Origin of the sequence: Mesorhizobium sp. WSM2561 (assembly GCF_000513915.1) — a bacterium.
Classification (GTDB): domain Bacteria; phylum Pseudomonadota; class Alphaproteobacteria; order Rhizobiales; family Rhizobiaceae; genus Mesorhizobium; species Mesorhizobium muleiense.
Window position 1 is genome coordinate 163,081 of record NZ_AZUX01000015.1, and the last position, 10,037, is coordinate 173,117.

The 10,037-nt window shown below is 62.2% G+C and carries 11 protein-coding genes and 1 pseudogene; 11 read left to right on the top strand and 1 reads right to left on the bottom strand.

Features of this window, described 5'->3' with window-relative positions; genetic code table 11:
* Positions 1–16: 16 nt before the first annotated feature.
* The 8 genes from M727_RS0114525 (at position 17) to M727_RS0114560 (ending at position 7,444) form a co-directional block, all read left to right on the top strand.
* A complete protein-coding gene (locus M727_RS0114525; RefSeq protein WP_027153297.1) occupies positions 17–982 on the top strand; it encodes a substrate-binding domain-containing protein in 966 nt (321 codons plus the stop codon).
* Between the two features lie 62 nt (positions 983–1,044).
* Positions 1,045–1,938, top strand: coding sequence for an amidohydrolase (locus M727_RS0114530; protein WP_027153298.1), 894 nt, complete (start codon positions 1,045–1,047; stop codon positions 1,936–1,938).
* Positions 1,939–1,976: 38 nt separating this feature from the next.
* Positions 1,977–2,726 carry an SDR family NAD(P)-dependent oxidoreductase gene (locus M727_RS0114535; RefSeq protein ID WP_027153299.1) on the top strand — a complete coding sequence of 250 codons (750 nt, stop codon included), beginning with the start codon at positions 1,977–1,979 and terminating at the stop codon, positions 2,724–2,726.
* 13 nt (positions 2,727–2,739) lie between these two features.
* On the top strand, positions 2,740–3,579 hold the full coding sequence (locus M727_RS0114540) for a transketolase (protein ID WP_027153300.1): 840 nt from the start codon (positions 2,740–2,742) through the stop codon (positions 3,577–3,579).
* Entirely contained in the window at positions 3,576–4,598 is a 1,023-nt protein-coding gene (locus M727_RS0114545) for a transketolase family protein (protein ID WP_027153301.1), read from the top strand. Before M727_RS0114540 ends, M727_RS0114545 begins: the two co-directional genes overlap by 4 nt.
* A 74-nt stretch (positions 4,599–4,672) precedes the next feature.
* A complete protein-coding gene (locus tag M727_RS0114550; RefSeq protein ID WP_198032641.1) occupies positions 4,673–5,641 on the top strand; it encodes a TRAP transporter substrate-binding protein in 969 nt (322 codons plus the stop codon).
* A gap of 7 nt (positions 5,642–5,648) precedes the next feature.
* Complete coding sequence (locus tag M727_RS0114555) at positions 5,649–6,188, top strand: TRAP transporter small permease subunit (protein WP_036262249.1); 540 nt, start codon at positions 5,649–5,651, stop codon at positions 6,186–6,188.
* On the top strand, positions 6,185–7,444 hold the full coding sequence (locus M727_RS0114560) for a TRAP transporter large permease subunit (RefSeq protein ID WP_027153304.1): 1,260 nt from the start codon (positions 6,185–6,187) through the stop codon (positions 7,442–7,444). The genes M727_RS0114555 and M727_RS0114560 overlap by 4 nt, the downstream gene beginning before the upstream one ends.
* A gap of 127 nt (positions 7,445–7,571) precedes the next feature.
* Here M727_RS0114560 and M727_RS39955 read toward each other — a convergent pair.
* Positions 7,572–7,733: pseudogene (locus tag M727_RS39955) on the bottom strand (NADP-dependent oxidoreductase); the annotation flags it as partial.
* Positions 7,734–7,861: 128 nt separating this feature from the next.
* Here M727_RS39955 and M727_RS0114570 point away from each other — a divergent pair.
* From M727_RS0114570 to M727_RS36450, 3 genes are read left to right on the top strand one after another with little or no spacing between them, the layout of a single operon-like run.
* Entirely contained in the window at positions 7,862–8,638 is a 777-nt protein-coding gene (locus M727_RS0114570) for a hypothetical protein (RefSeq protein ID WP_156941538.1), read from the top strand.
* On the top strand, positions 8,638–8,991 hold the full coding sequence (locus tag M727_RS0114575) for a hypothetical protein (RefSeq protein ID WP_027153307.1): 354 nt from the start codon (positions 8,638–8,640) through the stop codon (positions 8,989–8,991). Before M727_RS0114570 ends, M727_RS0114575 begins: the two co-directional genes overlap by 1 nt.
* Complete coding sequence (locus M727_RS36450) at positions 8,960–9,958, top strand: hypothetical protein (protein ID WP_036262250.1); 999 nt, start codon at positions 8,960–8,962, stop codon at positions 9,956–9,958. The genes M727_RS0114575 and M727_RS36450 overlap by 32 nt, the downstream gene beginning before the upstream one ends.
* The last annotated feature ends 79 nt before the right edge of the window (positions 9,959–10,037 follow it).

The window sequence follows — 10,037 nt, forward strand, 5'->3', positions numbered from 1 at the left end:
AAAGGGAGGAACCAAGATGAAGACCGGAACCACAGTCCTACTCGCAGCCCTTGTGGCCGCCGCCATATCCGGCTCGGCATATGCGCAAGACAAGAAGACCGTCGCCTATATCGCGCCCTCGCTCGACATCTCCTACTGGCAATGGGTGGGCTATGGCGTGAAGCAGAAGGCGGAGGAACTCGGCATGGACTATGTCGAATTCACCTCCGAGAATTCGCCCGCCAAGCAGATGGACAATGCGCGCACGGCGGTGACGAAGGGCGTCGACGCCATCGTGATCGGGCCGGTCAGCTCGACCTCCACCCCGCCACTGCTCGACTACTTGGAGAAGGAAGGTGTTCCGATTGCCTTCGCCGGCATTGGCCCGCAGCCGGGGCTGACCAACTTCACCTCCTCGGTTACGGCCAACAACTTCGAGACCGGCAAGGCTCAGGCCAAGTTCACCTGCGAATTGGCCAAGGAGCGGGGCGGCAACAAGGTCGGCATGCTTTCGCTACCGCAGGATCGTGAGAACGCGCAGAAATATCTGGCCGGCGCCAAGGAGGCCTTCGAAGCTGAAGGCTGCGACCTCGTACAGATGCTGGAAACGCGCGGCCTCACCATCAACGAGGCCGTGACGCAGGCCAACGACCTGCTGACGGCCAACCCCGACATCAAGGCCATCTACGGCATGTATGACGAGGCCGGCACCGGCGCGGCCAAGGTGCTGGAGACCCGCGGCCTCACCGGAAAGGTCGGCGTCACCGTCGCCGACGGTTCGCCGACGACCATCGGGCTCCTCAAGCAGGGCGCGATCCAGGGCATCTTCTTCCAGGAGGCGGTCGGCCAGGGAATCGATGGCACCCAGCAGGTCTACAACGCGCTGACCGGCGCGCCCGTGACCCAGAACCTCGCGCTTGTCATGCCGCTGGTCACCGCCGACAAGGTCGACAGCCCCGAGGCGCAGAAGGTCATCGCCCGCGTCTTCCCCCCGAGCAACTGACCGCTCGCAAGATGCGCCCGCCGGCTGCCCCGGCGGGCGTGGCAAGCAATGAGGAGCGCATCGTGGCCGAACTGCCTTTCATCGACCCGCATCACCATCTCTGGGATCTCGACACCAACTACTATCCGTGGCTGACGGACGGCGTAAAGCCGGCTGCGTTCGGCGACTACAGCGCCATCCGCAAGAGTTACCTGCTCGACGACTATCTTGAGGATGCCAGGAACCAGAACCTGGTGAAATCCGTGCACCTCGACGTCGGCTTCGACCCGACGGACCCGGTTGGCGAAACGAAGTGGCTGCAGGAGATCGCGGACACACGCGGCTTTCCGCATGGCATCGTCGGCTATGCCGACCTGTCGAAGCCCGACGTCGGCGAGCTTCTCGACCGGCACATGCAGTATCCGAACTTCCGCGGCATCCGCCAATCCATGAACTTTCATGCCGATCCGGCCAAGACCTATCAGTCGCGGCCGGAGGTGAGCCGCACGCCGGAATGGCGACGGGGCTTCAAGGAACTGGCGAAGCGCGGGCTCAGCTTCGACCTGCAGCTTTATTACCCGCAAATGCCGGAATTTCTCAATCTCGCCCGCGATTTCCCGGACGTGCAGATCATCCTCGACCACACCGGCATGCAGGTCGACGGGCCCGACCATTTCGAGGCCTGGAAGCAGAATATGCGCCTGCTCGCCCAGGCGCCTAACGTCGCCTGCAAGATCTCCGGCCTTGGCATGGGCGACTGGACGTGGACGACGGAATCGATCCGTCCCTATGTCGAGGAAGCAATTGCCGCATTCGGCGTCGAGCGATCGATGTTTGCGACCAACTTCCCGGTCGACAAGCTCTTCTCGAGCTTCGACGCCATCCTGAACGCATTCAAGCAAATAACGAGGGAATATTCCCACAGCGAGCGGCTGGCGCTGTTCCACGACAACGCCGCGCGCTTCTACCGGCTGTAGGCAAACCAACGCAATGAACGAAGATACGAGGAAATTCCATGTTGCTTGAAGGAAAGACGGTGGTGATCTCCGGGGGCGCCAGTCCGCGCGGAATCGGGCGCTCGACGGCGGGGCTGATGGCCGAGCACGGGGCGCGCGTGGCGATCGTGGATCTGGACGCCGGCCAGGCGGCGGAGGCGGCCGCCTCGCTGGGGCCGGATCACATCGGGATCGCCTGCGACGTGACCGATCTCGACGCATGCCGCTCTGCCGCCGCCCAAGTGGTCGAGGCGTTCGGCACAGTCGACATCCTCTGCAACAACGCCGGCATCACCCAGCCGGTGAAAACGCTGGAGATTGGTCCGAAGGACTGGGACCGCATCCTCGACGTCAATTTGCGCGGCGTACTCTACCTCAGCCAGGCCTTCATCCCGCACATGCGCGGGCGGGGCGGCTCGATCATCTGCATGTCCTCCGTCTCGGCACAGCGTGGCGGCGGCATTTTCGGCGGGCCGCACTACTCAGCTGCGAAGGCAGGCGTGCTCGGCCTCGCCAAGGCGATGGCGCGCGAGTTCGGTCCCGACGGCATCCGCGTCAATTGCGTGACACCCGGCCTGATCCAGACCGATATCACCGGGGGCAAGCTGACAGACCAGATGCGCACCGACATCATCAAAGGAATACCGCTTTCGCGCCTCGGCGAGGCGAAGGACGTAGCAGGCGCCTACCTGTTCCTGGCCTCGGACCTGTCGGCCTACATCACTGGCGCTGTGATCGATGTAAATGGCGGGATGCTGATCCATGGCTGAGATAGCGAAGGAGATGCCCCGCTTCGGCAGCAATGTCAGCCTCGCCGTGCGTGCCTGGCATATTCGCCGCCATGCCTTGCGCATGGGGGAGGTACAGGGGCAGGGTTATGTCGGACAGGCCCTCGGCGTCGCCGACGTGCTAGCGGTCGCCTATTTCCACGCAATGCGCTATCGGCCGGAGGACACCCTCTGGGAAGGCCGTGACCGCTTTTTGCTCTCCATCGGCCATTACGCGATCGCGCTCTATGCCGCGCTGATCGAGGCGGGCGTGTTGCCTGAAGAGGAACTAGAGACCTACGGCACCGACGACAGTCGTATGCCGATGTCGGGAATGGCGACCTATACGCCCGGCATGGAAATCACCGGCGGCTCGCTCGGGCATGGCCTCGGCATTGCGGTGGGCATGTGTCTGGGACTGAAGCGCAAGAAGAGCGACAGCTTCGTATACAATCTCCTTTCCGACGGCGAGCTTGGCGAAGGTTCGACCTGGGAGGCGGCGATGTCCGCCGCCCATCACGGGCTCGACAATTTGATTGCCATCGTCGACTTCAACGACCAGCAGGCGGATGGCCCCTCGACCAGGACGCTGTCCTCCGAACCGGTCACCGATAAGTTCCAGGCTTTCGGCTGGCACGCCCAGCGCGTCGACGGCAACGACATCGACGCGGTCAGGGAGGCTTTCGACCGCGCGCGCCACCTCAAGGACGCACGGCCGCGCGTGATCGTCTGCGACACGCGTATGGCCAAGGGCGTGCCCTTCCTCGAGCAGCGCGAGATCACACATTTCATCCGTGTCGAACCGCACGAATGGGTGCTTGCCCTGAAGGCCCTGGAAGAGGGACGCCCGCAATGAACAAATCGAAGTTCGAGCCGCGCCGTGCCATGTCGGCCGGTGAACGCAAGACCACCTCGGCGATGATCGCCTCGCTCGCACCCGAGGGCATGCCGACGCGCAACGCGCCCTTCGGCAACACGCTGGCCAACATCGCACGCGAGCGCGCCGACATCGTCGGGCTCACCGCCGATCTCGCCAAATACACCGACCTCCACGTTTTTGCGCAGCAACATCCAGACCGCTTCTACCAGATGGGTATGGCCGAGCAGCTCTTGATGAGCACGGCGGCGGGCCTTGCGCGCGAAGGCTTCACGCCGTTCGCCACCACCTATGCCGTCTTCGCCTCGCGCCGCGCCTACGACTTCATCTGCATGGCGATCGCCGAGGAGAATCTCAACGTCAAGATCGTCTGCGCGCTGCCGGGCCTCACAACCGGCTACGGGCCGAGCCATCAGGCGACCGAGGACATCGCCATCTTTCGAGGGATGCCAAACCTGACGATCATCGATCCGTGCGACGCGCTCGATACCGAACTCGCGACTGCGGCAATCGCGGAGCACAAGGGCCCCGTCTACATGCGGCTCCTGCGCGGCAAGGTGCCGGTCGTGCTCGACGAATACGACTACAGTTTCGAGATCGGCAAGGCGCGCATGCTGCGCGAAGGCCCGGACGTGCTCTTCATCTCGAGCGGCCTGATGACCATGCGCGCGCTGGAGGCGGCGAAGGCGTTGGAAGCAGACCGGATCGGCTGCGCCGTCCTGCACGTGCCGACCATCAAGCCGCTCGATACGGAGGCGATCCTGGCCGCGGCCCGCGTGCCCGGCCGTCTCGTCGTCGTGGCGGAGAACCATACGATCATCGGCGGCCTGGGCGAAGGTGTGGCGGCGTTGCTGCTGCGCGAGGGCGTGACGCCGCCATTCCGACAGATCGCGCTGCCCGACGAATTTCTAGACGCGGGCGCCCTGCCCACGCTGCACGACCGTTACGGGATCTCGTCCGACGCGGTCGCCGCCTCGATCCGGCAATGGGTATCGTGAACGCGAGGGAGCCCTCGCAAGCAGACTTCACCGACAACAGGGAGGAAAGAATGTTCAGACTGACACGCAGAAATATGGCCGGGCTCTTGTGTCTTGCCGCGGCAACTGTCCTGCCCGCGGGAGCTTGGGCCCAGACGGTGCTCACGCTCGGCCACGGCGCCGCACCGGGAAACCCACGTTCCGTTGCAGCGGAGAAATTCGCCGAGCTCGTTGCGGAAAAGACCGGAGGCACAGTCACGATCAGGATCGCCGGCGCAGAGCAACTGGGCAATGATGTGGCCATGCTTACCAGTCTTCGCACCGGGAGCCTGGATTTCACGATCAACAGCCAGGGCGCGGCTTCCGGTCTTGTGCCGGAACTCGCCGCTCTCGGCCTGCCCTTCCTGTTCGACGATCCCGCGGACGCGTTCGATGTCCTCAAGGGGCCTGTCGGCGAGGAGCTGTCGGCCAGGTTCGACGCCGTCGGCATCGTGACGCTCGACTGGTGGGATAACGGTATCCGCCATATCACCAACGCCAAGCGCTCCATCAACCAACCCGACGATCTCAAGGGACTGAAGATTCGCACGCCGGCCGACCCGATGACGGTCGATATCTTCCGCGCGCTCGGCGCCGCGACGGAGCAGATTTCCTTCAGCGAACTCTATGTTGCGCTTCAACAGGGCGTGGTTGACGGACAGGAGAACCCGCTCGCCAACATCGCCTCGAGCAAGCTCTACGAGGTCAATCCATTCATTTCGCTGTCTGCCCACAAGTGGGAGAGCACGCCATTCCTGATGTCGAAGATCGCTGCCGGTCGGGTGTCAGCGGAGCAATTGAAGGCGTTGAGAGAAGCGGCGGTCGAAGCGGGGAACCTGCAGCGGCGGATGATGGGCGAGGCAGAACAGAAGCTGCGTGCCGAATTCGAAAAGAACTCGAAGGTGACCGTGAATGAGCCCGACCGCGAGGCGCTGCGCGCGGCCACGGCCCCTGTTTACGACGCCTGGAAGGCTAAGGAGTTCGGCACTTTCGTGACGTCGCTGGTCCAGGCCGCGGGCAACTGAGGCGGCTATGCGACTGATCGAACGAATGCTTCCGGTTGTCGACACCGTCGAGGGTATATTGCGGCGCGTGAGCGAGGCGATCGTCGTCATCACGGTGGTGGTCCTGCTCGCAGCGCTCGGAGTAAACGTGGCGATGCGCTATGCATTCGAGCAGGGCGGCATCTCCTGGTTGAGCGAGCTGCCGGAGCATTTGTTCCCATGGATGGTGGCGGCCGGAGTCGTGCTGGCCGCGCTCCAGGGCGCCCACATCGCTGTCGATATCCTGTTGGACGTGATCTCGGAACGGGCCGCCGGAATCCTGGCCGTACTGATCCAGCTTCTGATCGCGGTGGCCTATGTCGTGCTGGCTGTCGTGGCGGTGAACGTAGCGCAGATAGCTTCCATCGAGATGTCTTCCCTGCTGCGTCTACCGCGAAGCTGGGGCTACTACGCTCTCGTCTACATGTCGGTCGGGGTGACCGTCGCAAGCCTGGTCGTCGCTCTACGCATCGCGCATGGCGGCCGCGGTGCCGTCGCGGGTCTTTCGGCGGAGGAAAGCCCGCTATGATGCTGGTCTTGGGGTTAGTCTTCTTCCTTCTGCTCGCTCTCGCCGTCCCGGTGGGGCACGTGATCCTGATTGCGTCCGGCGCAGGCATCCTGACGACCGATTTCCTGCCGCTCAACATCATCGTCCAGCAGATGTTCGGGCAGACGCAGTCTTTTCCCATGCTGGCACTGCCGTTCTTCATCCTGGCTGGCAATTTGATGATGAGCGGCCGGCTCGGCGCCAATCTAATCCGCTTCGCCTCGCTGCTCGTCCAGCGCTACAGAGGCGGGCCTCTCTCGGCGTCCGTGGTCGGCTCGGCGGCTTTCGGTGGCGTCTCCGGATCGGCCGTCGCAGACGCGACCGCCCTCGGTGCCATGCTCATTCCTTGGCAGAAGCGCGAGGGTTTTCCGCTCGACTTCGCCGCTGCCAACAACGCGGCATCGGCCATGATCGCCGTGCTCATCCCTCCCTCGATCCCGATGATCCTCTACGGCCTAGTCTCGGGCGTCTCCGTTGGCGCGCTCTTCCTGGCCGGCGTCCTACCGGGCCTGGTCATCACCGCAGGGTTCGTTCTTGTCTGCAATCTCTCAGCCCGCTTCAGGGGCTTCCCCTACAACCCGAAGCGCGCCGCCTGGACCGAGATCGGCCAAAGCACGCTGCAGGCCGCGCCGGCGCTAGCCATGCCGCTGATGATCCTCCTGTTCCTGCGCTTCGGGCTTGCGACGCCTACGGAAGTATCGGTGCTCGCCACGCTGTATGCCCTGCTGGTGAGCAGCTTTGTCTATCGCGACATGAATTTGGCAAAGCTCCAGCGCGCTGTCATCTCCTCGGGCATCGCCACCGGCGTGGTCATGATCGTCATCATGGGTTCCGCCGTCATCGGCTGGCTGCTGACTTATGCGCAGATCCCGCAGAGCTTTGCCGTCTGGGCTGTGGCGACCTTCAAGGAGCCCTGGCTCATCATCCTCGCAATGATCATCATCATGCTCATCGTCGGCATGTTCATCGACCTTCCCGCGGCGATCCTGCTGCTCGGGCCAATCTTCGTCCCCTTGGCGAACCAGATCGGGCTGGACCTCGTGCAATTGGGACTGGTCATGGTTCTCTCACTGGCGATCGGTCTCTACACGCCGCCGGTTGGCACGACGCTCTTCATTTCCGCTTCAATCGCCAAGCAGCCGATTGTTCGAGTGGTTGCCCAGCTCTGGCCGTTCTACCTCATGGCGCTGCTCATCCTCGCCTGTTTCGCCTACATACCCGCCCTGACCGTCCGCTGAGGGGCCGAAACCAGACTGTCCGGTGCTGGTGTCAGATCGCGAGAAACTGCCGTTCGCGCCGATGATAAAACCCTCCTGGCAGACCAGAATGACGACATTGGCCTGATCCGAAAGGATGAAGCGCGATGGTCACCAACGTTCCTCCGGATCGGACCAGAGCTGCGGAACGCTTCTGGATGTCATCTCCGATGACATCGAACACCAGATCGACTGTGCGGAGATCTTCCAAGGCATCGTTGTTGAGGTCGACCAATTCGTATGCGCCGAAGTCGAGCGCCTTCTGACGGTCGACCGTTATCACATGTGATGACCTCGTCGAGCGCAGCCGACATAGCGGAGACCCGCCGCAACATGGTCTCGAAGAGTTCCAATCGCAGTCCAGACGATGCAATGTCCCTACCATCAATGGAGGGCAACATGACGACGCTCAGCGATAACGAGATAATGACTGAACTTGATGCCGGAAGGTTGATCCGGAATGCGGACCCGGACATGCTCGATGGCGCCTGCTACGAGCTCCGGCTTGGAAGCGTGTACTATGACCTTACTGAAAATGGCACGCGCTTTCAGCTGAAGCCGGGCGAAAACGCGTTAATAAAGCCCGGGCATCGGGTCGTCCTGATCACCGCGGAGGAACTCGACACCCCCGCGCATATCCTAGTCCGCGTAGTCAGCAAGGGATCCCTCTTCAGCATCGGCCTGAGTCCGGTTGCGACCTACGCCGATCCGGGCTTCAAAGGGAACCTTGGAATCGTGACCCAAAACATTAGCGACAAGTATGTCGAGCTGCCCCAGGGCGAGCCCATCGCCAAGGCAGATTTCACTAGGCTTTCGAGTCCGGCCACGAGGCTCTACGAGGGGCAGCACGGTTTTCAGCTTGGCATCTGGCCTATCAAGACGCACCTTCAGAAGACTCACAGCGAGGTCGCAGATGATCGACGTGTGTTGTCCGAAAAGCAGGAGAGCCTCGCCCTCCTTCCCGCAGCAACACGAACCGTGCTACGCCGCATGGAAACGACACAGCTCTGGACGAACATCGGACTGGTTCTCGCCATCATCATCAACTCATTCGCGATCTTCGTGATGGAAAAATGGCTTGTCGATGGCATGATAGGCGTCATTGCAAGCCTCGTGGCCGCGTCGATAATCAGCTTAGGATCGCTGACGATCAATCTGCTCGGAAGGAATAGGTAATGGATTTTTCTGCGATCGTTGCCCGGCAGATCGGCGCTGACGAGCGGCGAGGATTCCCGGTTCACTTCGGCTCCGACGCTGAACGGCACGATCAACTCGTTCGCGACCTCGTCGGCCTTGTCGGCGAGATAGGGGAGTTCGCGAACGAGCTCAAGAAAGTAGGTCTCGGTCTGAACAATCCAAAGTACACAGGTCCAAGCCTCGGGGAGGCTACACCGCACCTGCGCGAGGAGCTAGCTGACGCCGCAATTTATCTTTTTCGTCTCTCGACCATCCTCGGCGGCGATCTGGAGCGGGACATTCTTTCTAAGATGGACGTAAATGACGACCGCTACCGCAAGCTGGAGCGATAAGCTCGTCTTCTTGCTGGGGGTGAACACAGGCTTCGTGACTGACGGGGAACCGGACGCGCGGTACATCGATTTCTACAGCCAGCGAAGCTCAGCTGATCTTCACTGCGCCATTGTTGGCAACGTGATCGTTCCCGGAGGTCACGGGAGCAATCGTTCAACGCCATCTATTGGATCAAACCCGATGTGGGCGCACTTAGCCGGCGCGATACGCGAGCGTGGATCGCTCCCGGGTATTCAGCTCGCAACAGCATGGGAGGGCTACGAAGGCGCCCGGAAGTTTCGATCGACTGATACCGCTCAGGTTATAAGGCGCGCGAGGGAGCTCGTCCGCTCGCTTGGACGTCATGGGGGTGACCGCGTCCTCGACTCCTTCGGAGCCGCAGCGGCCATCGCCATTGAGCATGGCTTCATTCACGTTCAGGTCCATGCGGCCCACGGTTACTTGCTTAACCTTCTCGTAGACGAGCGGATCAATCCCGACGCGAGCCACGTCGAAGACAGGCTAGGAAGATTGGCTGAGTGGCTGCGCGCACAGGGCGTCGAGAGCTCAATCCGGATATCGATGCGGACCGGCGATATCCAATTCGACGCGTCCGGTGCCATAGCGTTGCAAGACCGCATCGCAGCCCTGCCGTTCGATTTCATCGACCTCTCCTCTGGATTCTACAATGTCGACAAGCGGCTCATCTATCCGGCCCGAGCTGAGATCACGATCACGCGCTTTCGAGATAGCGTTGATGTCGCTCAGCGCCATCCGACGCGGCGCTTCATAGTATCGGGCCGTATCGCTCAAAGGGCTTCAGAGTTGCCACAGAATGCGCATATTGGGCTCTGTCGCGACCTCATCGCCAATCCCCGCTTTCTTGTTGAGCCGGAGAATGGGTGCCGCAACCACGGGAAGTGTCATTACTACTCGCGTGGGGGAGAACACGTGACATGCCCACGGTGGAGCGAGACCGGCGGCTGAAAGGCAGCAATGATCGGGGTGCCTGGGCGCGGCGCCGCGTCTTTAATCGAGGGGCAGCTTCCGGGGAAGCCCCCGATGC